The sequence below is a fragment of the Agromyces sp. GL_144 genome (genome assembly GCF_057834305.1).
The window spans coordinates 1,765,662-1,788,882 of record NZ_CM174399.1 but is presented as its reverse complement, the minus strand read 5'-3'; the positions used below and the strand labels follow the sequence as shown (position 1 = coordinate 1,788,882).

The window sequence follows — 23,221 nt, the reverse complement described above, 5'->3', positions numbered from 1 at the left end:
GGAACGCGCAGCACTCAGCCCGTCGTGGCGCCTTCAGCGGCCGAGCGCACGAGCTTGGAGTACTTCGCGAGGACGCCTCGGGTGTAGCGCGGGGGAAGCGGAGCCCAGCCTTCACGGCGGGCAGCCAGCTCGGCATCATCGACCAGTAGGTCGATGGAACGAGCTGCGATATCGACCCGTATCAGATCACCATCGCGCACGAAGGCGATGGGACCTGCGTCCACCGCTTCGGGTGCCAGATGGCCGATGCACAGTCCGGTTGTGCCGCCTGAGAATCGACCGTCCGTCAAGAGTAGTACATCTTTGCCGAGCCCGGCGCCCTTGATGGCCGCCGTGATGGCGAGCATCTCGCGCATGCCGGGGCCGCCCTTGGGACCCTCGTAGCGGATGACGACGACGTCGCCGGCCTTGATCTCGCCAGCGGTGAGCGCGTCCATGGCCGCCCGCTCGCGTTCGAACACGCGCGCCGGGCCCTCGAAGGTGGCCGCGTCGAAGCCCGCGGTCTTCACCACGGCGCCCTCGGGGGCGAGCGAGCCGTGCAGGATCGTGAGGCCGCCGGTCTCGTGGATGGGGTTGTCGAGCGTGCGGAGCACCTCGCCGTCGAGCGGCGGGAGGTTCAGTTCCTCGAGGTTCTCGGCCATCGTCTTGCCTGTGACGGTGAGCACGTCGCCGTGCAGCAGGCCCGCGTCGAGCAGCGCCTTCATGAGCACGGGCACGCCGCCTCGGCGGTCGACGTCGTTCATGACGTACTTGCCGAACGGCTTGAGGTCGCCGATGTGCGGCACCTTCGAGCCGATGCGGTTGAAGTCGTCGAGCGTGAGGTCGACCTCGGCCTCGCGGGCGATGGCGAGCAGGTGCAGCACGATGTTCGTGGAGCCGCCGAGCGCCATGCCCACGGCGATGGCGTTCTCGAACGCCTTCTTCGTGAGGATCTGGCGCGCGGTGATGCCCTGCTTCAGCAGGTTGACGACGGCCTCGCCCGAGCGGTGCGCGTAGTAGTCGCGACGGCGGTCGGCCGACGCGGGCGACGCCGAGCCCGGAAGCGAGAGTCCGAGCGCCTCGGCGACCGAGGCCATGGTGTTGGCGGTGTACATGCCGCCGCAGGCACCCTCGCCCGGCGCGAACGCGCACTCGATGCGGTGGGCGTCTTCGGCGCTCATGGTGCCGGCCTTGACCGCGCCGACCGCCTCGAACGAATCGATGATCGTGATGTCCTTCTCGGTGCCGTCGGACAGACGGACCCACCCGGGCGCGATCGAGCCGGCGTAGAGGAAGACCGAGGAGAGGTCGAGTCGTGCGGCCGCCATGAGCATGCCGGGGATCGACTTGTCGCAGCCCGCGAGCAGCACCGAGCCGTCGAGGCGCTCGGCCTGCATGACGACCTCGACCGAGTCGGCGATGACCTCGCGCGAGACGAGCGAGAAGTGCATGCCCTCGTGGCCCATCGAGATGCCGTCGGAGACGGACACCGTGCCGAACTGCAGCGGGTACCCGCCGCCGCCGTGCACGCCCTCCTTCGCGGCCTGCGCGAGGCGGGCGAGCGAGAGGTTGCACGGCGTGATCTCGTTCCACGAGCTGGCAATGCCGATCTGGGGCTTGTCCCAATCGGCATCTCCCATGCCGACCGCACGGAGCATGCCCCTGCTGGTCATGGCCTCGATGCCATCGGTGACGGTGCGACTACGCGGTTTTGGATCGAACTCCGACATGCTGTCGAGTCTATTGCCAGCGGGAGGCGCCGTCGGTCGCCGCCTCCCGCGCCGACGCGAGGCGTTCGAGCAGGTCGGCGACGTCGTCGGGATTGCGCACCCGGTAGGGCGCGATGGACTTGCCCTGGCCGACCTTCACGCCGAGGTCGCCCTCTTCGAGCACCGCGAACGCGTCTTCATCGGTCACGTCGTCGCCGAGGTAGATCGCGGCCGTCGCGCCGGCGTGCTGACGGAGCCGGGTGAACGACTCGCCCTTGTTGGTGGAGCGCACCGAGAACTCGAGCACCGACTTTCCCGCGCGCACCGTGATGCCGCCGAGCTCGGCGGCGACGCGCTCACGGGCCGCGAGCTGCGCGGCGGCGGCCGCACTCGAGGTGAGCCCGCGCGTGTGCAGGGCGAGGCCGGCCGGCTTGTGCTCGACCCCGACGCCCTCATGCGCGGCCGCCACCTCGTCGAGGACGCGGGTCAGCTGCGCGAGCTTCAGCAGCTCGGCGTCGCGCAGGTCGAGCGTGATCGCGCCGGTGTCGAGCTTCAGCTCGACGCCGTGCGAGCCGCTGAGCAGCATGCCCTCCCCGGGCTCGGCGACGGTGCCGAGGCTCTCGAGCGCGCGGCCGGAGACGAGCGCGACCCGCGTGTCGGGCGACGCGAGCAGCCGTGCCATCGCGGCGTTCGCGCGGTCGGTGGCCCTGGCCTCGTCGGGCCGGTCGACGAGCGGGGCGAGCGTGCCGTCGAAGTCGAGCGCGACGAGCAGGCGCTCGGTCGATGCCAGCTCCTCGATCGCCCGCTGCAGCGGATCGGTGATGCCCGCCTTGATGATGCCGGCGCCCGTGAGCGTCTCGAGGAAGTCCGCCGACCACTTGGCGACGTCGTTGTCGATCACGCGGCGCCGCAGGGCGCGCATGCGACGGGCGCGTTCACGCCGCGGCATCCGCACCGCCTCGACGATGGCGTCCTTCAGGCCCTCGATGTCGTGCGGATTGACGAGCACGGCCTGGCGCAGCTCGTCGGACGCCCCGGCGAACTCGCTGAGCACGAGCACGCCGTCGCCGTCGAACCGGCAGGCCACGTACTCTTTCGCCACGAGGTTCATGCCGTCGCGCAGCGCCGTCACGAGCATCACGTCGGCCGCGAGGTAGAGCGCGACCATCTCCTCCCTCGGGTAGCCGTGGTGGAGGTAGGCGATCGCCTGGTGCCCGAGGGTCGCGTAGTCGCCGTTCAGGCGACCGACCGTGAGCTCGATCTCGTCGCGCAGCTGGCGGTAGGTCTCGACGCGCTCACGGGACGGGCTGGCGACCTGCACGAGCGTGACGTCTTCCACCCTCAACCGCTCGTCGCGCAGGAGCTCGCCGAACGCCTTCATGCGGTGCCGGATGCCCTTGGTGTAGTCGAGGCGGTCGACGCCGAGCATGATCGTCTCGGGGTTGCCGAGGCTCTCGCGGATCTCGGCCGCGCGGGCCTGCACCTCTGGCCGCCTCGCGATCTCCTCGAAGCCCTCGGCGTCGATCGAGATCGGGAAGGCACGTGCGACGACGCGTCGCACGTCGCCGTCGCTCGCGGCGGAGTCCGTGCTCGGCACGTCGATGACGGTGCCATGCGTGCGATAGCCGAACAGGCGCCGCACCGCACGCGAGAAGTTGCCGGCGTCGGCGACGCGCTGGAAGCCGATGACGTCGGCGCCGAGCAGTCCGTCGATGACCTGACGCCGCCAGGGCAGCTGCGAGTAGATGCCGTATGCCGGGAACGGAATGTGGTTGAAGAAGCCGATGACGAGGTCGGGTCGCGACTCGCGCAGCATGCGGGGCACGAGCTGCAACTGGTAGTCCTGCACCCACACGACGGCGCCGTCGGATGCCGCGCGCGCGGCGGCCTCGGCGAAGCGGCGATTGACGCGGACGTAGGCGTCCCACCACTCGCGGTGGAACGAGGGCGGCGCGATGACGTCGTGGTAGAGCGGCCAGAGGGTGTCGTTGGAGAACCCCTCGTAGTACTCCTCGAGCTCGGAGGCGCTGAGCGGCACCGGGATGATCGAGATGCCGTCGTGCTCGAACGGGTCGAACTCCCGGTCGGCGACGCCCGCCCACCCGATCCAGGCCCCGTCGGCCGCGCGCATGACCGGTTCGAGCGCGGTCACGAGGCCGCCTGGCGAGCTCTTCCAACCGATGCCGCCGTCTGGCTGCTCCTCGTAGTCGACCGGCAGGCGGTTCGACACGACGATCATGTCGTAGGCGTGATCGACGTACAGGTCGTCGGTGTCCTGGTGAACTGGGTTCATGCGACCGGAGTCCCTCCTCGCGTTCGGATTCAGGCTAACAGCGCACCCGGCGCGAACCTTCGGCAGCGGGATCATTCCTTCACGCGCATCCGGTTGTCAAGGGGCGACGGATGTCTCGCACACGACGTGCCGCGGAGGGTAGCGTTGCTGCATGCGCAAGTACCTCTTCAGCGGAGCCGTCCTCGGTGCGATCCTCAGCGGAGTCGGCGTGGTGCGGGCCACCGCGTCGGGCCCCCGTGACTGGCGACTGCTGCTCATGTGGGTCTCCTGGGCCGCGACCCTCGCCATCGCGATCGGCACGGTCGCCGAAGAGGCGCGCGACGGCGAACTGACGGACTGATCACCCGATAGCATCTGATCACCGCCGTTCCCGGCGTGTTCACCGGCATCCGATCGCTCTTGGGTCGACACTGGATGCAGCTCCGCACGGCCCGAACCGTGCGGTCCGAATCCCACGAGAGGGGCCACCGATGTTCCGCCGTTGGCGCAGAGCGAGGCTTGCCGCACAGGCCTCCGCGCACGCCGCCGCCAAGCCGCCGCGCCCCACCGCGGCCGACCTGCGCGGCGAGCACCTCTTCGAGCTGTTGAACGCGAAGCTGTCGGAGTTCATCGGACCCAACGGCTCCTGGTCGCTCGTGCGCCGGGCTGAGGGCGACACCGATCGCATCTTCGACGCGGTCATCACGCACCAGATCTCGGCCGAGCTGACCCGCGCCGTGCTCGACGAGCGCGACGCCGTCGCGGTCGTCGTGTCGGCCGAGGCGGAGCCGGTCGCCCTCACCTGGGAGCCCGCGCCGCTCGTGGTCTGGGCCGAGCCCGCCGCCGATGAGGCGACGACGGATGCCGCGACCGAGGCCGAGCGCGAGACGCCGATCTACGCCGAGCACGAGTTCGAGGCCCGCGCGGCCTGAGGGCCGGTTTCCAGCCCCGAGCCGGCGCCGTTCCAAAATCCGGACCGGATTCTTGTACGGCGATCCGCGCGGCGCCCTTCCGGTGTTCCCTAGTGTGATGGACGAGCCATCCGGCTCCTCGCCGTCACGATCAGGGGGAACCCGATGACCGCCACCGAGCACGCCGAACGCGACACGACGCCCCGACCGAAGCGTCGCAGCACCGCGACCGACCTCGCCCAGATCGCCGTGTTCGCCGCGCTCATCGCGGCGTTGGGCCTGCCGGGTGCCCTCTCCATCGGCACCACCGGGGTGCCGATCACGTTCCAGACCCTCGGCGTCATGCTCGCCGGGGCGATCCTCGGCGCACGCAAGGGCTTCCTGTCCGTGCTGCTGTTCATCGCGCTCGTCGCGGCGGGCCTGCCCCTGCTCTCGGGCGGTCGTGGCGGGCTGGGCGTCTTCCTGCTGCCCTCGGTCGGCTACCTGCTGGGCTGGCTCCTCGGCGTCGTCGTCATCGGCTGGGCGACCGCCCGCCTCCTGCCGAGGTACCGCGTCGTTCCGGCCCTGGCGTGGACGGCCCTCGGCGGCATCGTCGCGGTCTACCTGATCGGCGTGCCGTTCGTGGCCGTGATGACCGGGATCCCGCTCGGCGCCGCGGCACTGGCCTCGCTCGCGTTCCTGCCCGGCGATCTCGCCAAGGTGGTCGTCACCGTGCTCGTGGCGAAGGGCGTGCATCGCGCCTGGCCAGGCCTGATCACGCCGCGGCCGTGGCCATGGGCGCGCGAGAAGCCGGTGCCCGCATCGGCATGAGCGTCTGGCTCAACGGCTCGCCGCACGAGACCGCCCTCGCATTCGAGGGCGGTGCCGTGCGCTACGACGAGCTCGCACGCGAGGTGGCCGCGACCGAGCTCCCGGTGGGTGACGGCCCGGTGGCCTGTCCGCCCGGGCTCGATGCCGTGAGGCTCGTCGCCCGGGTGCTCGCCGCACTCGATCGGCGTCGGCCCGTGCTCGTCGGCGGCACCCGACGCGACGCCGACATGCTCGCCGCGGACCTCCCCGCCGGGACGGAGCTCGCCCTGCTCACATCCGGGTCCTCCGGCGGATCACCGCGTGTGGTCGCCCGCACGAACCGGTCCTGGCTGGCCTCCGCGGGCCCGCTCGCGGAGGTCGCCGGTCTCACCCCCGCCGATCGCGTCGCCGTCACCGGCCCGCTGCACGTGTCGATGCACCTCTACGCCGTGCTGCACGCCCTCTGGCTCGGCGCGACCGCCAGCGACGCCCTCGAAGGCGCTACGGTGGCCCATGTCACGCCGACCAGGCTCGCCCGCATGCTCGAGGGTGCCGACTGCCCTCCCTCGGCCGTCGTGGCGGGCGCGGTGCTGAGCCCCGACCTGCGATCCCGTGCGCAGGCGCGCGGCATCCGCCTCACCGAGTACTACGGCGCCGCCGAGCTGTCGTTCGTGCTCGCCGGCCAGGCGGGCCCGCTTCGGCCGTTCCCGGGCGTCGAGGTCGAGGCGCGCGCCACCTCGACGACGGATGCCGCGACCGAACTCTGGGCCCGCTCCCCCTACCTCGCCCTCGGCGTGATCGGCGGCGGCATGCTCCGCCGCGACGACGCCGGGTTCGCGACCGTCGGCGACCTCGTGGAGCGCGCATCCGACGGCGGATGGCGCGTGCTCGGCCGGGGCGACGCGGCGATCACCACGGCGGGTACGACCGTGCTGGCCGAGCACGTCGAGGCTCGCATCCTCGAGGGGCCGGGCGTGCTGGCCGTCGCCGTGCTCGGCGAGCCCCACGAGCTGCTGGGCGAACGCGTCGTCGCCGTCGTCGAACTCGACGCCGGCGCCTCGATCGACGACGTCGCCGCGGCCGCACGCTCCCGGTTGAGCGCAGCCGAACTCCCCCGCCGGTGGTTCGCCGCGCCCGTGCCGCGAACGGCGTCGGGCAAGGTCGCGCGCGGTGCGCTCCGCGAGGCGATCGTCTCGGGGCGCCTCGGCTCCTCGGTGCCGATCCCGTCGAATCGGGGCGAGGCGTGACGCCCCGGGCGACCGGCGCGGTCGACCGTGCAGCGGGCGAGAGCGCCGTCATCGTCGCCGCCCGTCGAACGGCGATCGGCACGGCCGGGCGAGCCTTCGCAGCGCACACCGTCGACGCGCTGGCCGCCCCCGTCTTGGCCGAGATCGCCCGGCTGGCGACCCCGCTCGGCGTTCCCGTCGACGACGTCGTGCTCGGCAACTGCATGGGGCCGGGCGGCGACGTCGCCCGCGTGAGCGCGCTGCGGGCCGGACTCGGCTTCGACGTGCCGGGCGTCACGGTCGACCGGCAGTGCGGCTCGGGACTCGACGCCGTGCTCCAGGCGGCATCCCGCGTGAAGGCGGGCGATGCGCGACTCGTGCTCGCCGGCGGCGCGGAATCCGCCTCGACGGCACCGCACCGACATTGGCCGGGCCGCGGCGCCGTCCCGGGCGCCGGCGAGCGCTACACGCGCGCGCCGTTCGCGCCGGCCGGCATCGCGGACCCCGACATGGGGCCCGCGGCCGACGACCTCGCGGTGCGGCTGGGCATCACCCGCACCCGTCAGGACGCCTGGGCGGCGAGATCGCATGCGCTCGCGACATCCGCCCGTGACTCGGGGCGGTTCGACGCCGAGATCGTCGCCGTCGACGGCGTCGACCGAGACGACCGGCCGCGCGCCGGCATGGACCTCGCCCGGCTCGCCCGCTTCGCCCCGGCGTTCTCGACGGGCGCCGACGCGACCGTGACGGCGGGCAACTCGTGCGGGTTCTCCGACGGCGCCGCCGCGATGGCCGTGACCACCGTGCGGCTCGCACGAGAACTCGGCCTGCCCGCCCTGCGCATCCGCGCCGCCGCCGTGGCCGGCACCGATCCCGCGCTGCCCGGTCTCGGAGCGGCGCCGGCGTCCCGCGCGGCGCTCGCCCGGGCCGGGCTCGGCGCCCGCGACCTCGGGTTCGTCGAGATCACGGAGGCGTTCGCCGCGCAGGTGCTCGCCGTGAGCGACGAGCTCGGACTCGACGAAGACCTGATCAGCGCCGACGGCGGAGCCATCGCGCTCGGACACCCATGGGGGGCGTCCGGGGCCGTGCTGCTCGTGCGGCTCGCCGCGCGCATGGCCGCCTCCGACGACCCGCGTCCGGGGCTCGCGGCCTGCTCGATCGGCGGCGGACAGGGCGTGGCGATGATCCTGGAGCGCGTCGGATGAGCAGCGAGGAGCAGCGAGGAGCAGCGATGGACGAGATCGTCTTCGAGGGCGTGAGCCACGACTTCGGCGCAGAGCGGGTCGTCGACGACGTGTCGCTCGTGCTCCGCGAGCGACGCGTCGGGGTCGTCGGGGCGAACGGCTCGGGCAAGTCCACCCTCGCGCGCATGATCAACGGGCTCGTCACGCCCACCGTCGGGCGCGTGCTCGTCGACGGCCTCGACGTGTCGCGCCGCGCCCGCGACGTGCGCCGCCGCGTCGGCTTCGTCTTCACGAACGCCGACAACCAGATCGTCATGCCCACCGTGCGCGAGGACGTCGCCTTCACCCTGCGCCGACACAGACTCGAGAAGGCGGATGCCGCGAGCCGCGTCGACGCGGCCCTCGAACGGTTCGGACTCACCGAGCTCGCCGACCGCCCGGCGCACCGCCTCTCCGGCGGGCAGAAGCAGTTGCTCGCCCTCGCCTCGGTGCTCGTCGCCGAGCCCTCGATCGTCGTCGCCGACGAGCCGACGACCCTGCTCGACGCCCGCAACGCTCGACGCATCGCGCAGGAGTTCGCGTCGCTCGACCAACGACTCGTCGTCGTCAGCCACCAGCTCGAGCTCCTCGAGGACTTCGACCGCGTCATCGTGATGGAGCACGGCCGGGTCGTCGCCGACGGCGCGCCCGACGTCGCCCTCGACGCGTACCGGGCGCTGATCGCATGAGGCGGTCGTCATGATCGGCGTCTTCCACCCGGGCACCTCGTTCGTGCATCGCGCGCCGGCGCTGCTCAAGCTCGCCGTGCTCGCGGTGTTCGTGACCGCCGCGGCGCTCACGGGCTCGCTCATCCTGCTCGGCGCGGCATCCGTGCTCGTGCTCGTCCTCTTCCTCGCGGCGCGGGTGCCCGCGCGCCTCGCGCTCACCCAGATCGTGCCGATCCTCTGGTTGCTCGTGTTCGCCGTTCCCGTGCAGATCCTCTTCGGCGGATGGGAGGCCGCGGCGATCATGGCCGTGCGGCTCGTGCTCGCCGTGGCACTCGCGGCGCTCTACACCCTCACCACTCCGGTCAGCGCGACGCTCGACGCGATGCAGGCGATGCTCCGGCCGTTCCGGCGCTGGATCGACGCCGACCGCATCGGCCTGGCGCTCGCGCTCACCATCCGCTGCGTGCCGCTGCTCGCCGACCTCGTGCGCGAGGTCATGGAGGCCCGCAGGGCGCGCGGGGCCGAGGGGTCGCTGCTCGCCCTCGCTGTGCCCGTGATCGTGCGGTCCCTGCGCATGGCCGAGCACCTCGGCGAGGCCCTCACCGCGCGCGGCTTCGACGACTGACCACGGCCCGGCCTCACGGTTCCCGAGCCGCCCGCACGAGGCATCCGCCCCGCCGTCCACGCGTTGTCGGCGGCACTCGGCAGACTGGTCGACGGCCGATCGGCCGAGCACGCGCCGACCGGAGGAACACCACGCCATGATGGGCATCACGCACGCGACGAGCGGCGCGGCGGCGTGGATCGCCGTCACCAGCACGATGCCCGTCCTCGGCCTCGGGGCGTACCCCCTCGACCCGATCGGCGTGCTCGCCGGCACCGCGGTCGCCGCCGGCGCCGCGCTGCTGCCCGACGCCGATCACCACAGCGCGACCATCGCCCACTCGGTGCCCGTGCTCGGCCGCCTCGTCGCGCGCACGATCGGCACGCTCTCCGGCGGACACCGTCAGGGCGCGCACTCCGCGATCGCCGTGGTCGTCGTCGCGGTCGCCGCATGGGCGCTCACGCTCCTCACCGTCGCGGTCGACGAAGCGGGCGGCACGGTCGCCGTCGGCGCGGGAGTCGGCACGGCCGTGCTCACCTGCTTCGGACTCAAGGCGCGCGGCTTCGTGCGCAGCTGGGCGGCCGCATGGATGTTCGGAGCGGCGACGGGCGCGGCCATCGTGGTCTTCGCGCCCGAACAGGCGGCCTGGTTCCCGCTCGCGGTCACCATCGGGTTCGTCGCCCACCTCGCGGGCGATCTCCTCACGACGGGCGGCGTGCCAGGGGTGCTCTGGCCGCAGGTGCTCCGACCGCCCCGACGACTTCGCGACGTGCCCGTACTCAACCGCGTCTGGCTCGCGAGCGGCCATGTCTCGGTGCCCGTGCTCGGCGACACCGGCTCGTTCCGCGAGACCATCCTGGGCGCCGCGCTCGGGCTCTACTGCTTCGCGAACTTCGCGTACGAGTGCCTTCGGCTGATCGGGTTCGACGGCTTCACGCCCGCGTGATCGTTGCGATCGCACCGCGGCCGACGGTGGTCCGTGGCAGGATCGCCGTGTGACCGAACGCCTGATGCTCCTCGACACCGCCTCGCTCTACTTCCGCGCCTTCTACGGCGTGCCCGACTCGCTCAAGGCGGCCGACGGCACCCCGGTGAACGCCGTGCGCGGCCTCCTCGACATCATCTCCCGCCTCGTCACCGACTACCAGCCGACGCAGCTCGTCGCCTGCTGGGACGACGACTGGCGCCCGGAGTGGCGGGTCGAGCTCATCCCGAGCTACAAGGCGCACCGCGTCGTCGAGGTCGTCGCGGTCGGCCCCGACGTCGAAGAGACGCCCGATCCGCTCGTCGTCCAGATCCCGCTCATCCGCGAGCTGCTCGGCATCCTCGGCATCCCGATCGTCGGGGCCGCCCGGCACGAGGCCGACGACGTCATCGGCAGCCTCGCGACCCAGGCCACCGTGCCGGTCGACGTCGTCACGGGCGACCGCGACCTCTTCCAGCTCGTCGACGACGCGAGCGGCGTGCGCGTCATCTACACGGCGCGCGGCATGAGCAAGCTCGAGGTGCTCACCGACGCATCCGTCGTCGGCAGGTACGGCGTGCTCCCCGAGCAGTACGCCGACTTCGCGGCGCTCCGAGGCGACGCGTCCGATGGGCTGCCGGGCGTCAAGGGCATCGGCGAGAAGACCGCGGCGAGCCTGCTTCGCGACTTCGCCGACCTCGACGGCATCCGCGCCGCCGCGGCAGACCCCGCCGTTCCGCTCTCGGCGACCATGCGCGCACGCATCACCGACGCCGCGGCCTACCTCGACGTCGCCCCGAAGGTCGTCGAAGTCGTGCGCGACCTCGAGTTCCCCGCCTTCGATGCGACGATCCGCCCACTCGACGAGGCTGCGCGCACCGCGTTCGACCGCTTCGCCGAGACCTGGAACCTCGGCGGCGCGGCACCACGCGTGCTCGCCGCGCTCGGCAGCGGCGACTAGCCCGTCGGGCCCCGCGGTCGGGGGCGGCGCGACACGCCCTGCCGATCCGCGCCGCTTCTTGTCTGTCAACCCCTTGCGGCGATACAGTTCAGCCACCGCCAATGCCGGCGGTTTTGTCGGGTCATCGCCGAACTGGGGGGTTGCGATGGACATCGCACTCGTGGTCTTGCAGGGCATTGTCGTCATCGGAGCAATCGCCATGGGCGTGCGCACCGGAGGCCTGGGGTTGGGGCTCTGGGGCGTGGTCGGAACCGTGATCCTGGTCTTCGGTTTCCAGCTCCCGCCGGGTTCCATACCGATCGACGCATTCTTCATCATCATCGCCGTGATCACGGCATCGTCCGCGATGCAGGCGGCCGGAGGCATCGACTACCTGGTCTCGATCGCATCCAAGATCATCCAGCGCAATCCGAAGCGCCTCACCTACGTGGCGCCCATCGTCGCGTTCGTGTTCACGGTGCTCTCGGGCACCTCGAACATCTTCTTCGCCCTCATCCCCGTGATCTACGAGACGTCGTACCGCAACGGGCAACGGCCTGAGCGGGCGCTCGCGGCGTCGACGGTCACCTCTGGACTCGGCATCACGGCGAGCCCGGTCTCCGCCGCGATGGCCGCCTACCTCGTGCTCATGGACGGCACCGGCTTCGGGCTTCCGCAGATCCTCCTGATCACCGTCCCCGCCGCGCTGGTCGCGTGCGTGGTCACGTCACTCGTGCAGCAGCGCCTCGGCAAGGACCTCCTCGACGACCCGGTCTTCCTCGCCCGGGTCGAGGCCGGCACCGTCGAGGTGCCCAAGGTGCTGCGCGCGCGGTACGAGGCGAAGGTCGGCGCCAAGGCGGGCGGGGCATCCGGTCGATCCGACGGCGACGATGCACCGGCCGTCCGCGCAGACCTTATCGAACACCCGGTTCCGCCGGGAGGCGCGATCTCGGCCTACATCTTCGTCGCCGGCACACTGCTCATCGTGCTCTTCGGCCTGTTCCCGTCGCTCCGGCCCGCGTTCCCCGACGAGAGCGGCGAACTCGTTCCCATCGGCATGTCGACCGTCATCGAGATGATCATGTTCACCGTGGCCCTCGTGATCATCCTGGTGCGCAAGGTCAAGCCCGCGAAGGTCGTCGAACAGCCGTTGCTCAAGGCCGGATTCGTCGCCGCGGTGGCGCTCTTCGGCATCGCCTGGATGGCCGACACGTTCATCTCCGCGAACCAGGAGACGATCATCGAACCGCTCGGCGCGATGATCGAGGCGAACCCGCTCCTGCTCGCCGTCGCCCTCTTCATCGTCTGCGGTCTCACGACCAGCCAGTCTGCGACCACGAACACGCTCATCCCGATCGCGCTCGCCGCGGGACTCGCACCGGGCGTGATCACGGCCATGTGGCCTTCGCTCATCGGCGTCTGGCTGTTCCCGGCGAACGGATCCCAGATCGCCTCGGTCGAGACCGACCTGACCGGATCGACCAAGCTGACCCAGATCCCCGTCTGGCACTCGTTCACCATCCCGATGCTGGTCTCGTGGGTCGCGGTCGTCGGGTCCGGCCTCCTGTTCCAGCTCCTCATTCCCGCCTGATCACCTTCGAGATCGTCGCGTGCTCACGGTGAGCCCGCCCGTTTCCCGAATCGTCCGTAGAGGAGAAACCATGTCCGACGCCCAGGAGATCAAGGCGGCCGCCGCGGAGCTCATGCCCGAGGTGATCGAACGACTCGAGACGCTCGTGCGGATCCCCTCGGTCGCGTTCCCGGGATTCGACCCCGAGCCGGTGCATGCGATGGGCGCCGCCGTCGTCGAGCTCTTCGAGGCGGCCGGCGCGCACGGGGTGAAGCTGCTCGACGTGCCCGACGGGTATCCGTGCGTCTACGCGGATCTGCCGGGCCCCGACGGCTCGCCCACGATCCTGCTCTACGCGCACTACGACGTGCAGCCCGCGCCGAAGAGCCAGGGGTGGTCGAGCGAGCCCTTCGAACCCACGACGAAGGACGACGGCCGCATCTACGGTCGCGGCGCCGCCGACGACAAGTCGGGACTCGTGATCCACTACGGCACGCTGAAGCTCCTCGGTCCCGACCGTCCGTGTCACGTGAAGATCCTGGTCGAGGGCGAGGAGGAGACGATCTCGCATCTCGAGGCCTTCGTCGAGGCCAATCCCGAGCTGTTCGCGGCCGACGCGTACGTCATCGGCGACATCGGCCCGCAGCGCGTCGGCCGGCCCGGACTGACCACGGCCCTTCGAGGGGATGTCGCGTGCACGGTCACCGTGCGCACGCTCGCCAATCCCGTGCATTCGGGCATGTTCGGCGGTGCGGCGCCCGATGCGATGACGGCGATGATCCGCATCCTCGACACGCTGCACGACGAGCACGGCGACACGGTCATCCCCGGAGTCGACAGCGGCGCCTGGAGCGGCGCGGACATGGACGAGGAGGTCTACCGCGACGGCTCGTCGATCCTGCCGGGCGTGGAGTTCCTCGGCTCCGGCTCCCTCTCCGATCGGATCTGGATGAAGCCGTCGGTCACCGTGCTCGGCATGGACCTGCCGAACACCGCGGAGGCCTCGAACGTGCTGCTGCCCGAGGTCACCGCCAAGCTGTCCATGCGCATCATCCCCGGCTCCGACGGCGACGCGCAGCTCGAGGCGCTCATGGCCCACCTCCGTGCGCAGCGACCGTGGAACTGCGAGGTCGAGGTCGCGAAGGTGAAGGTCGGCCAGCCGTTCGCCGTCGACGAGAGCCACCCGGCGATCATCGCGGCGAACGACGCCCTCGGCGCTGCGTACGGTGCGCCAGTCGAGTCGATCGGCAGCGGCGCGTCCATCCCGCTCGTGGCGTCGCTCAAGAAGGTCGCCCCCGATGGCGCGATCATCCTGTGGGGTGCAGAGGACACCGCGCAGTCCCGCATCCACGCCTCCGACGAATCCGTCGACCCGGGCGAGATCGAACGCATGATCGCGGCGCAGACGCTCTTCATCCAGGAGCTCGGATCGCGACGGGGCTGACTCGACGGCTCAGCGAGCCTCCGGCGGACGCCGTCCGCCGGATATCAGAAGAGAGCGAACGGAGAGCGATATGAGCGAGGTCAAGGGTTCATCCGGGTGGGTCGGCTGGGTCGCCTTCGCCGCAGCCATCCTCATCCTGAACGGCGTGTTCAGCCTGCTGCAGGGCATCCTCGCGCTGGTGGGATCCAACCTCTACTACGTGGTGGCGAGCGGGAGCCTGTTCCTGTTCGACCTCACGGGCTGGGGGTGGTGGAACCTCATCATCGGCGCGATCCTGCTCCTCGCCGGCCTCGCGCTCCTCTCGGGCGCGACCTGGGCGCGCGTCGTCGCGGTCATCGTGGCCGCACTCAGCGCCATCGGCCAGCTGCTCCTGCTCCCGGCCCAGCCGTGGTGGGCGGTCATCGTGATCGCGATCGACGTGCTGGTCATCTACGCGATCATCGTGCACGGACGGGAACTGCGGCACGAGCGTTGATCGCGGCCGGCACAGTGACGCCGGCATGGTGAAGCCGGCGGTGCGGTGAAGCCGGCACGGCCCCAGACATGAGAAAAGCCCCGAACCTGGCGAGAGGTTCGGGGCTGATCGTGCACCCCCTGGGACTTGAACCCAGAACCCACTGATTAAGAGTCAGTTGCTCTGCCAATTGAGCTAGAGGTGCGTGGCCCCCGGAGATTTTCATCACCTCGGGCCGAGAGACAACGTTAGCAGGAGAGAACGCGTTGCGCGAATCGAGGCCGACAATGAAATGCCGACGGTTCGAACGATAGCCTGAAGCGTGTGACCGTCGACCCATCGCCTCGCGAGAGCACCCACCAGGACCACGCACATCACGACGATCTGGCGCTCGCGCTCGAGCTCGCCGATCTGGCCGACCGCATCGCGCTCGAACGCTTCCGCTCCGCCGACCTCGAGATCGCGACGAAACCCGATCGCACGTTCGTGACGGAATCCGATCTGGCCGTGGAACGCGCACTGCGCGACCGGCTCGCCGAGGCGCGCCCGGCCGACGGCATCCTCGGCGAGGAGTACGGCCGTGATGACCGCGGCTCCCGGCAGTGGATCGTCGACCCGATCGACGGCACGTCGAACTTCCTCCGCGGAGTTCCCGTGTGGGGCGCGCTCATCGCGCTCGCGATCGACGGCGTTCCGGTGGTCGGGGTGGCCTCGATGCCGACGTTCGGTCGCCGCTGGTGGGCCGCCCGCGGGCACGGCGCGTGGACGAACCTTCCGGATGCCACGACCGCCCGCCCCTCGAACGACGACGTCGCACCCGCGGACCCCGAGGCCGCCGCACCCGCCCGACGCATCCGCGTGTCGGGGGTGACCGACCTCGCCGACGCCTCGCTGAGCTTCCAGAGCATCGCGCAGTGGCGCGATGCCGGCCGACTGCCGGCCCTGCTCGCGCTCGGCGAGGCCGTCTGGCGCGACCGGGCGTACGGCGACCTCTGGTCGTACATGCTGCTCGCCGAGGGGCTCGTCGACATCGTCGGCGAGTTCGACGTGAAGGAGTACGACCTCGCCGCGCTCGTGCCGATCGTCGAGGAGGCCGGGGGCAGGTTCACCTCGATCGACGGCGCGTCGGGCCACGCCCACGGCTCGGCGCTCGCGACGAACGGCCTGCTGCACGAGGCCGTGCTGGCCACGATCGCCGGCGCCGCGACATCCGCTCCCGACGACCGGGCGCGCGCATGACCGCCGCCCGCCCGTCGTTCGAGGTCTGCCTCTTCACCGAACCGCAGCAGGGCGCGAGCTACGACGAGCAGCTCGCCCACGCGCAGGCGACCGAGCGGTTCGGGTTCGACGGCTGGTTCCGCTCCGACCACTACCTGCGCATGGGCGGCGGCGACCCGCTGCCGGGCCCGACCGATGCCTGGACCACTCTCGCCGGGCTCGCTCGCGAGACGCGTCGCATCCGCCTCGGCACGCTCGTCTCCTCGGTCACGTACCGCGTGCCCGGCATCCTCGCGATCCAGGTCGCGCAGGTCGACCAGATGTCGGGTGGCCGCGCAGAGCTGGGCCTCGGCACCGGATGGTTCGCCGAAGAGCATCGGGCGTACGGAATCCCGTTCCCCGAGAAGCGATTCGGCATGCTCGAGGAGCAGCTCGCGATCGTCACCGGACTCTGGGGCACCGCCGACGACGAGAGTTTCGACTTCTCGGGCGAGCACTACACGCTCGAGGGTTCACCCGCGCTCCCCCGTCCGGTGCAGCGGCCCGTGCCGGTGATCGTCGGCGGTGGCGGCCCGAGGCGCACGCCGGCGCTGGCCGCGCGGTACGCGACCGAGTTCAACCTCGGATTCCGGGGCGAAGACGACATCGTCGCGAAGTTCGACGGCGTGCGCCGCGCATGCGAGGCGATCGACCGCGACCCCGCGACCCTCAAGCTCTCGGTGGCCCTGCCTGCGGTCGTGGCGACCGACGACGCGACCTACCTGCGCCGCCTCGCCGCGATCGACGCGGACCCCGACACATTCGCCGACGTGAACGTCGCCGGCACGCCGGAGGCCGCGATCGAGAAGATCGAGCGCCTTCGCGAGCTCGGCGCAGATCGCGTCTACCTGCAGACGGTCGACCAGCGCGACCTCGAACATGTCGAACTGCTCGGCACCGCGGTGCTCCCCCACCTCGCCGGGCGCGCATGACCGAGATCACGCCGAACGGGGCACCGGGCGACGCACTCGGCATCGCACCCGGGCTCCACGAGCACTACAAGGGCAACCGGTACGAGGTGCTCGAGCTCGCGCGTCACTCCGAGACCGAGGAGTGGTTCGTGGTCTACCGCGCCCTCTACGGGGAGCGGGGCGTCTGGATCCGCCCCCTCGAGATGTTCGCCGGGCAGGTCGAGGTCGACGGCGTCGAGGTGCCGCGGTTCAGGCGCATCGACCCGGCCTGACCGGCGACGCCCGGTCGCGGCATCCGCTCGGGCTCAGCGTCGCGCCTTCGCCGACCGGCGACTCATCGCGACTCCGATGAGGCAGAGCGCCCCGCCGATCATGCCGAGCAGGGTCGGTAACTCGCCGAGCAGCAGCCAGGAGAGCAGCACGACGATGGCGGGCACGGCGAGCGTCGCCGAGGCGGTGACGCCCGCGGGGCTGCGCTGGAGCACGTAGGCCCACAGCAGGAAGGCCACCGCCGACGGGAACACGCCGAGGTAGACCATGGCCCAGACCGCGGGTGCGGGCGCGCCGCCCACTTCGGCGACCGCCTGCGGCAGGAACGGCAGCAGCACCGCGGCGCCGATGGCGCAGCCCACCCAGGTGGCGCTCAGCGCGTCGGCGGTGCGCAGTGCGACCTTCTGCACGAGCACGCCGAGCGCGTAGAGCACGGCGGCGAGGATGCCGAGGGCGATGCCGAGCGGGTCGCTGTGCGCACCGATGCCGCCGGTGGCGATGATCACGACGCCGACGAAGGCGATGAGCATGCCGATCATGAGCGACCGCGGGAAGCCCTCGCGGAGGAACGCCCCGGCAGCGAGCGCCACCAGCAGGGGCGCGATGTTCACGAGCATCGCCGCGGTGCCGGCGTCGAGGTGGCGCTCGGCGAGATTCAGCACGAGCGTGTAGCCGGCGAACCAGAGCACGCCGTAGAGCGCGACGAGTGCGAGGGTGCGCCCGCGCGGCAGCGGCGGCCGGCGGATCAGGGCGACGACCACGAGCGCGGCCGTGCCGACCAGTTGTCGGCCGAGCGCGAGCGGCCCCGGCGAGATGGCGTCGCCGACGAACCGGATCGCGATGAACGCCGAGGCCCAGAGCACGAGCACCACGGACATGGCCGCGAGCACCCGCCAGCCGGCGACCGGCTTCGGAGCACGCGTGGAATCCTGGGCGGTGGGCGTCGCAGCGGTCGTCATTCCTCGAGCCTGACGCCCGCATCACGTCAGCACAAGCGAACGATCATTGGCATTGCGTAAGCAGAACTGTACGATTGCATCATGGTCGATCCGCAGCGACTCCAGGTGTTCCGCACCGTCGTGCAGACGGGATCCATCAATCGGGCGGCCGCCCGGCTGGGGTACACGGCCTCCGCCGTGAGCCAGCAGGTCAGCGCCCTGCAGCGCGAGACCGGGCTGACGCTCGTCGAGCGACGCGGCCGCGGCATCGTCGCGACGGCCGCGGGCATCGCGGTCGCCGAGCGCGCGACGCGCGTGCTCGATCACCTCGCCGACTTCGACGGCGCCGTCGACGACCTGCGCACGGGGCGCACGGGCACGCTGCGCATCGGCACCTTCATGTCTGCCAACCGCGCGTGGATGCCCCGGGTCGTCGCGGCGCTCACCCGCGAGTTCCCCCAACTGCGGCTCGAGCTCTCGATGATCGAGGTGCGCGGCCAGCTCACCGGCGATCCAGACCTCGAGCTCTACGTCGCCGAGTCCGTGCGCGGCGACCGCGACCCGGCCGTCGCCGACGGCACGAGCGACGCCTACGACCTCGAGGAGCTCCGCACCGAGGACTACGTGGCGGTGCTGCCCGAGGGGCATCGGTTCGCTGGTCGCGAGTCGGTCGGCCTCGACGAGCTCGCCGCCGAGCCCTGGGTCGACAACGACTTCAGCCGTGGCCCCTGCCGCGAGATCGTGATCTCCGGCTGCGCGGCGGCCGGCTTCGTGCCGCGGTTCCGCCTGCAGGCCCCCGACTACACGAGTGCGTTCGACTACGTCGCGCACGGCGTGGGCATCACGGTTCTGCCGCGGCTCGGCGCCATCTGCCTGCCGCCAGGCACCACGATGACCACGATCCGCGATGCGGGCGTGCGTCGCCGCATCATGCTCCGCGTCAAGCGGTCGATGCTCCACAACCCCGCTGCGCAACGCGCCCGGCAACTGCTGCACGAGGCATCCGCACCGATGACCTGAACCGGTGCGAACAAGGACGACGACGTCACTCCGAGCTGATGAGCCGAACGCAGCACCGACCGCGAGAATCGCCGGTGCGGAGAAGAGTCATCGACGAGCACAGCGCTCGTACCCGAAGACCATCCAGGCGTGATCGACCACCGCGCCGGCACTCAGGGGACGTCGACGACGTGCAGAACGGCGTCGGTCTGATCGCGGAACGCCTCGATGTGCTCGGAGCCGGCAGCCGAGTCCACGACGATGTCCTGGAATTCCGACAGCGGAGCGACCTGATAGAGCCCCTGCCCGGTGAAGCGAGTGGCGTCGAGCAGGAGGACCTTGCGGTCGGCGATGCCCAGCAGCACGCGTTTGGTCATGCCGGCCTCGTAGTCGGGGTGGTACAGCTGACCGCCGCGCAACGCCGTGGAGGTGACGAAGACCAGGTCCGCGCGGAGTTCGGCAGCCTGCTGAGCGACACCGTGCCCGAGAAACGAATCCGTCTCGGGGTAGTAGTCGCCGCCGAGGCCGATGAGCGCCGCGTTCAGCCGACGCTCGCTGATCGCGCGCATCAGGAACAGCGAATGCGTCACGACCGTGAGGTCGAGTCGGGAGGCGAGCGGATCGATCATCTCCGACACGGTGGAGGAGTCGTCGAGGGCGAGGATGTCACCGTCGGAGACGAGTGCGGCCGCGCGCGCGGCGAGGGCTCTCTTCGTCGTGGTGCGAACCGACCGACGCAACTGGAAGTCGGTCTCGGTCAGTCGCGGGGCGACTCGACGGATGCCGCCCCGAACGCGCTCGACGAGGCCCCGCTCGACGAGGGAGGCGAGGTCGCGATGCACGGTCATCCGACTCACTCCGAGCATCACGACGAGCTCCTCCACCCGTACCTGCGGACGGGTCTCGGCGAAGTCGAGGATGCGCTCCTGCCGGACCCCGGCCGACCTCGCACGTGGTGCGGACAGTCCGGCCGGGTCGATGCCGTCGTCAGGAGTGGCTGCGTTGCTCACACCTCGATGTTACACCTAGCCGTGCTGATACCAGAGGATTGGGATCTTTGAGATCCTTGTGTGACATTATGGATACGTCTGTTACGTTAACCGTTACATGGATCGGCGATGGATGCAGATCCCCTGGGTGCGAGGACGCACACATGCCCGTTCACACGAACCAGCCCGCGAACATATCCCACGACGGCCGCGACCCGTCGGCATCGCCTTCCGAAGGGGTGCTCGATCGTCTCGGCCTGCCCCGCCATCTCATCTGGGGATTCGTCGGCTTGGCACTGTTCATGATCGGCGACGGTGTCGAGACCAACATCCTCGCGCCCTTCCTCGTCGACGACCACGGCTTCTCGAACGAACGGGTCGGCACGCTCGTGACGGTCTACGGGGTGGTGGTCGCCATCGCGGCATTCTTCTCGGCGGCGCTGTCCGATCTGTGGGGTCCTCGGCGGGTGATGATCATCGGCGCCGTCACCTGGATCGTCTTCGAGGTGCTGTTCCTCCTGGTCGCCCTGAACGGGACCGATCCAGTCCTGGTGTTCGTCCTGTACGGCCTGCGCGGGGTCGGGTATCTATTCTTCGCGTACGGGTTCCTCGTGTGGATCGGAGCGACCACGCAGGCGGAGCGGATGGCGCGGGCCATCGGCTGGTTCTACGTCGCATTCACTGCCGGGCTGCCGACTCTGGGGGCGCTGCTGGCGTCCGCGAGCCTGAACATCTTCCAGTTGAGCTACTACCAGACCCTTTGGGTGTCACTCGGGCTCGTGATCGTCGGCAGCGCCGCGGCGTTCCTCGGCGTGACCGACCGAACGGGACGCCACCCACTCGTGGACGACGCCGGGCAGGTCTTCGGGACGCTCACCTTCGGGCTGCGACTGCTGATGACCAGGCCCAAGTCGCTGCTCGTGATGCTGACCCGCACCATCAACTCGGTTCCCACGTATGGGATGGCGATCTTCTTCCCGGCACTGTTCGTGGACCGATTCGGCTGGTCCGTCGGGCACTTCCTGCTGCTCACCACCGTGATCTACGCCGTGAACATCCCGTTCAACCTCTTCTTCGGCTGGCTGGGCGATCGCATCGGCTGGAGCCGGACCGTGGTGTGGTTCGGAGCCGCACTGTGCGCGGTGTCGATGCTCTCGCTGTACGTGGTTCCCGATTTCGCGACGTCGCATGGCTGGGATTCCGCATACCCGCTCACGCTGCTGTGCGGCGCGGTGTTCGGCATCGGATTGGCCGGGTTCGTCCCGCTCTCGGCGATCGCGGTGTCGCTCGCACCCGCTCACCCGGGTGCCGCGATGAGCGCCTACAACCTCGGCATCGGAGCGGCCGTGTTCGTCGGACCGCTGCTGGTCGCCGTGCTCTACGTGCCGCTCGGCGCCTTCGGGCTCGTCCTGCTGTTCTCGGTCCTCTACCTCGTGGCCGCCGTGATGTCCGCCTTCCTCCGCGGCACCCAGCCTGGTATCGACCGGCGGCCGTCCCGCTCCGCCACCGCCTCCCTCGCGGCAGGCGCGGTCGATTCATAGGCGCAACCCGACGCAACACATCCGCAATCCCCGATGAAAGAGATGACGATCATGGAACTCGACAACGCCCACCTCACCACGCTGCCCGCCGAGATGCAGCGGCCCGCCTATGACCGTGACTCGGTGACCGCTGGCATCGTGCACATCGGAGTCGGCGGTTTCCACCGAGCACATCAGGCGATGTACCTGGACCGTCTCATGAACGACGGTCTCGCCCACGACTGGGGCATCGTCGGCCTCGGAGTCCTGCCATCCGACGAACGCATGCGCGACCTGCTCACCGCCTCCGACGGTCTGTACACGCTCGTGGTGAAGAACCCCGACGGCACACGTGACGTACGCGTGATCGGCTCGATCATCGACTACGTCTTCGCCCCTGACGACCCGGCCGCCGCCGTCGGACGCCTGGCCGATCCGAATGTGCGGATCGTGTCGCTGACCATCACCGAAGGCGGCTACAACTTCCACCAGGTGAGCGGCGCGTTCGACCTGGACAACCCGGACGTGCAAGCGGATCTCGCTCATCCCGACCGTCCAGGAACCGTATTCGGCCTCGTGGTCGCCGCTCTCCGGCTCCGACGCGACCGCGGCATCGCACCGTTCACGGTGATGAGCTGCGACAACGTCCAGGGGAATGGCAACATGGCCCGGCGCAGCTTCACCGCCTACGCGCGTGCCTTCGACCCGACCCTGGCCGACTGGATGGACGAGCACGTCGCGTTCCCGAACTCGATGGTCGACCGGATCACCCCCGCCACCACCGACGCCGACCGCGCCGACGTCGCCGCCCGGTACGGCATCGAAGACGGCTGGCCCGTCGTCTGCGAAGACTTCACGCAGTGGGTCCTCGAGGACTCCTTCACCGCCGGACGCCCGCCATTCGAGCGCGTCGGCGTGCAGATCGTCGACGATGTCGAACCGCATGAGCTCATGAAGCTGCGCCTGCTGAACGCCAGTCATCAAGGCCTGTGCTACTTCGGATACCTCGCCGGGTACCGTGTCGTTCACGACGCCGTCGGCGACCCCCTGATCTCCCGCTTCCTGCTGAGGTACATGGACGAAGAAGCGACCCCGACCCTCGCACCCCTTCCCGGCGTCGATCTCGACGCGTACAAGCATCGCCTGATCGAGCGCTTCACCAACGGGTACGTCGCCGACACCGTCGCCCGCCTGTGCGCGGAGAGCTCCGATCGGATCCCGAAATGGCTCATGCCCGTCGTGCGCGAGAACCTGGCCTCGGATCGCTCCGTCGAGCTCTCGGCCGCCATCGTCGCGAGCTGGGCTCGGTACGCCGAGGGGATCGACGAGCACGGCGGTCCCATCGCCATCGTCGACCGGCTCGAGGATCGCCTCACCTCCGCCGCCGCGCGGTACCCGTCGGAACCGACCGCGTTCATCGCAGACCGGGAGCTCTTCGGCGATGTCGTCGATGACCCGCGCTTCACCGAACCGTACGTTCGCGCACTGCGCTCGCTGCATGAAAGCGGATCACGCGCCACGCTCGAGACGATCCTGGGGCTGCGGGCCGGACTTGCTCGCCAAGCCGGGTGACACGACGAGAGG

At 70.5% G+C, this 23,221-nt stretch carries 22 protein-coding genes and 1 tRNA gene; 18 read left to right on the top strand and 5 right to left on the bottom strand.

All coding sequences use genetic code 11. From position 1 onward, the window contains the following. Positions 1 to 14: 14 nt before the first annotated feature. Together ilvD and AC3IPY_RS08040 are read right to left on the bottom strand one after the other, a co-directional pair. Complete coding sequence (gene ilvD, locus AC3IPY_RS08045) at positions 15 to 1,709, bottom strand: dihydroxy-acid dehydratase (RefSeq protein ID WP_489187889.1); 1,695 nt, start codon at positions 1,707 to 1,709, stop codon at positions 15 to 17. 10 nt (positions 1,710 to 1,719) lie between these two features. Next, complete coding sequence (locus tag AC3IPY_RS08040; protein ID WP_489187888.1) at positions 1,720 to 3,981, bottom strand: bifunctional alpha,alpha-trehalose-phosphate synthase (UDP-forming)/trehalose-phosphatase; 2,262 nt, start codon at positions 3,979 to 3,981, stop codon at positions 1,720 to 1,722. Between the two features lie 151 nt (positions 3,982 to 4,132). Here AC3IPY_RS08040 and AC3IPY_RS08035 point away from each other — a divergent pair, with 151 nt between their 5' ends. The 12 genes from AC3IPY_RS08035 to AC3IPY_RS07980 all read left to right on the top strand — a co-directional run bounded on the left by AC3IPY_RS08035 (position 4,133) and on the right by AC3IPY_RS07980 (position 14,774). Further along, a complete protein-coding gene (locus AC3IPY_RS08035; RefSeq protein WP_489187886.1) occupies positions 4,133 to 4,321 on the top strand; it encodes a hypothetical protein in 189 nt (62 codons plus the stop codon). Between the two features lie 130 nt (positions 4,322 to 4,451). Next, positions 4,452 to 4,892 carry a hypothetical protein gene (locus tag AC3IPY_RS08030; RefSeq protein ID WP_489187885.1) on the top strand — a complete coding sequence of 147 codons (441 nt, stop codon included), beginning with the start codon at positions 4,452 to 4,454 and terminating at the stop codon, positions 4,890 to 4,892. A gap of 144 nt (positions 4,893 to 5,036) precedes the next feature. Further along, positions 5,037 to 5,681 carry a biotin transporter BioY gene (locus AC3IPY_RS08025; protein WP_489187883.1) on the top strand — a complete coding sequence of 215 codons (645 nt, stop codon included), beginning with the start codon at positions 5,037 to 5,039 and terminating at the stop codon, positions 5,679 to 5,681. After that, positions 5,645 to 6,907: an AMP-binding enzyme gene (locus AC3IPY_RS08020; RefSeq protein WP_489187882.1), complete on the top strand. Its 1,263-nt coding sequence runs from the start codon at positions 5,645 to 5,647 to the stop codon at positions 6,905 to 6,907. Before AC3IPY_RS08025 ends, AC3IPY_RS08020 begins: the two co-directional genes overlap by 37 nt. Continuing rightward, complete coding sequence (locus AC3IPY_RS08015; protein ID WP_489187881.1) at positions 6,904 to 8,091, top strand: thiolase family protein; 1,188 nt, start codon at positions 6,904 to 6,906, stop codon at positions 8,089 to 8,091. The genes AC3IPY_RS08020 and AC3IPY_RS08015 overlap by 4 nt, the downstream gene beginning before the upstream one ends. A gap of 26 nt (positions 8,092 to 8,117) precedes the next feature. Further along, positions 8,118 to 8,798 (top strand): energy-coupling factor ABC transporter ATP-binding protein, encoded by a 681-nt coding sequence (locus AC3IPY_RS08010; protein ID WP_489187879.1) that lies wholly within the window; start codon positions 8,118 to 8,120, stop codon positions 8,796 to 8,798. Positions 8,799 to 8,808: 10 nt separating this feature from the next. Then, positions 8,809 to 9,402, top strand: a complete 594-nt coding sequence (locus AC3IPY_RS08005; RefSeq protein ID WP_489187878.1) for an energy-coupling factor transporter transmembrane component T family protein — start codon at positions 8,809 to 8,811, stop codon at positions 9,400 to 9,402. Positions 9,403 to 9,538: 136 nt separating this feature from the next. Next, a complete protein-coding gene (locus AC3IPY_RS08000; RefSeq protein WP_489187877.1) occupies positions 9,539 to 10,327 on the top strand; it encodes a metal-dependent hydrolase in 789 nt (262 codons plus the stop codon). Between the two features lie 49 nt (positions 10,328 to 10,376). Further along, positions 10,377 to 11,306, top strand: coding sequence for a 5'-3' exonuclease (locus AC3IPY_RS07995; RefSeq protein ID WP_489187875.1), 930 nt, complete (start codon positions 10,377 to 10,379; stop codon positions 11,304 to 11,306). Between the two features lie 145 nt (positions 11,307 to 11,451). Beyond that, complete coding sequence (locus AC3IPY_RS07990) at positions 11,452 to 12,876, top strand: SLC13 family permease (protein ID WP_489187874.1); 1,425 nt, start codon at positions 11,452 to 11,454, stop codon at positions 12,874 to 12,876. 70 nt (positions 12,877 to 12,946) lie between these two features. After that, positions 12,947 to 14,299: a M20/M25/M40 family metallo-hydrolase gene (locus AC3IPY_RS07985; RefSeq protein ID WP_489187873.1), complete on the top strand. Its 1,353-nt coding sequence runs from the start codon at positions 12,947 to 12,949 to the stop codon at positions 14,297 to 14,299. Positions 14,300 to 14,369: 70 nt separating this feature from the next. After that, complete coding sequence (locus AC3IPY_RS07980; RefSeq protein WP_489187871.1) at positions 14,370 to 14,774, top strand: DUF7144 family membrane protein; 405 nt, start codon at positions 14,370 to 14,372, stop codon at positions 14,772 to 14,774. Positions 14,775 to 14,885: 111 nt separating this feature from the next. On the opposite strand, the gene AC3IPY_RS07975 is transcribed toward AC3IPY_RS07980, so the two are convergent. Further along, positions 14,886 to 14,958: transfer RNA gene (locus AC3IPY_RS07975), tRNA-Lys, on the bottom strand. A gap of 119 nt (positions 14,959 to 15,077) precedes the next feature. Here AC3IPY_RS07975 and AC3IPY_RS07970 point away from each other — a divergent pair. The 3 genes from AC3IPY_RS07970 to AC3IPY_RS07960 are packed head-to-tail and all read left to right on the top strand — an operon-like array spanning position 15,078 to position 17,193. After that, a complete protein-coding gene (locus tag AC3IPY_RS07970; protein ID WP_489187870.1) occupies positions 15,078 to 15,992 on the top strand; it encodes an inositol monophosphatase family protein in 915 nt (304 codons plus the stop codon). After that, positions 15,989 to 16,942 carry an LLM class F420-dependent oxidoreductase gene (locus tag AC3IPY_RS07965; RefSeq protein ID WP_489187869.1) on the top strand — a complete coding sequence of 318 codons (954 nt, stop codon included), beginning with the start codon at positions 15,989 to 15,991 and terminating at the stop codon, positions 16,940 to 16,942. The genes AC3IPY_RS07970 and AC3IPY_RS07965 overlap by 4 nt, the downstream gene beginning before the upstream one ends. Beyond that, positions 16,939 to 17,193, top strand: coding sequence for a DUF1653 domain-containing protein (locus tag AC3IPY_RS07960; RefSeq protein WP_489187867.1), 255 nt, complete (start codon positions 16,939 to 16,941; stop codon positions 17,191 to 17,193). The genes AC3IPY_RS07965 and AC3IPY_RS07960 overlap by 4 nt, the downstream gene beginning before the upstream one ends. 33 nt (positions 17,194 to 17,226) lie before the next feature. Here AC3IPY_RS07960 and AC3IPY_RS07955 read toward each other — a convergent pair whose 3' ends face one another. Continuing rightward, on the bottom strand, positions 17,227 to 18,150 hold the full coding sequence (locus tag AC3IPY_RS07955; RefSeq protein WP_489187866.1) for a DMT family transporter: 924 nt from the start codon (positions 18,148 to 18,150) through the stop codon (positions 17,227 to 17,229). An 81-nt stretch (positions 18,151 to 18,231) separates the two neighbouring features. Between AC3IPY_RS07955 and AC3IPY_RS07950 the strand changes: the two genes are divergently transcribed. Continuing rightward, positions 18,232 to 19,149, top strand: coding sequence for a LysR family transcriptional regulator (locus AC3IPY_RS07950; protein WP_489187864.1), 918 nt, complete (start codon positions 18,232 to 18,234; stop codon positions 19,147 to 19,149). Between the two features lie 152 nt (positions 19,150 to 19,301). Here the strand turns inward: AC3IPY_RS07950 and AC3IPY_RS07945 are convergent, their stop codons facing one another. Further along, positions 19,302 to 20,138, bottom strand: a complete 837-nt coding sequence (locus AC3IPY_RS07945) for a DeoR/GlpR family DNA-binding transcription regulator (RefSeq protein ID WP_489187863.1) — start codon at positions 20,136 to 20,138, stop codon at positions 19,302 to 19,304. A 143-nt stretch (positions 20,139 to 20,281) separates the two neighbouring features. Here AC3IPY_RS07945 and AC3IPY_RS07940 point away from each other — a divergent pair, with 143 nt between their 5' ends. Both AC3IPY_RS07940 and AC3IPY_RS07935 read left to right on the top strand, forming a co-directional pair. Beyond that, on the top strand, positions 20,282 to 21,658 hold the full coding sequence (locus AC3IPY_RS07940) for an MFS transporter (RefSeq protein WP_489187862.1): 1,377 nt from the start codon (positions 20,282 to 20,284) through the stop codon (positions 21,656 to 21,658). Positions 21,659 to 21,709: 51 nt separating this feature from the next. After that, on the top strand, positions 21,710 to 23,209 hold the full coding sequence (locus AC3IPY_RS07935; RefSeq protein ID WP_489187861.1) for a mannitol dehydrogenase family protein: 1,500 nt from the start codon (positions 21,710 to 21,712) through the stop codon (positions 23,207 to 23,209). Positions 23,210 to 23,221: the final 12 nt, after the last annotated feature.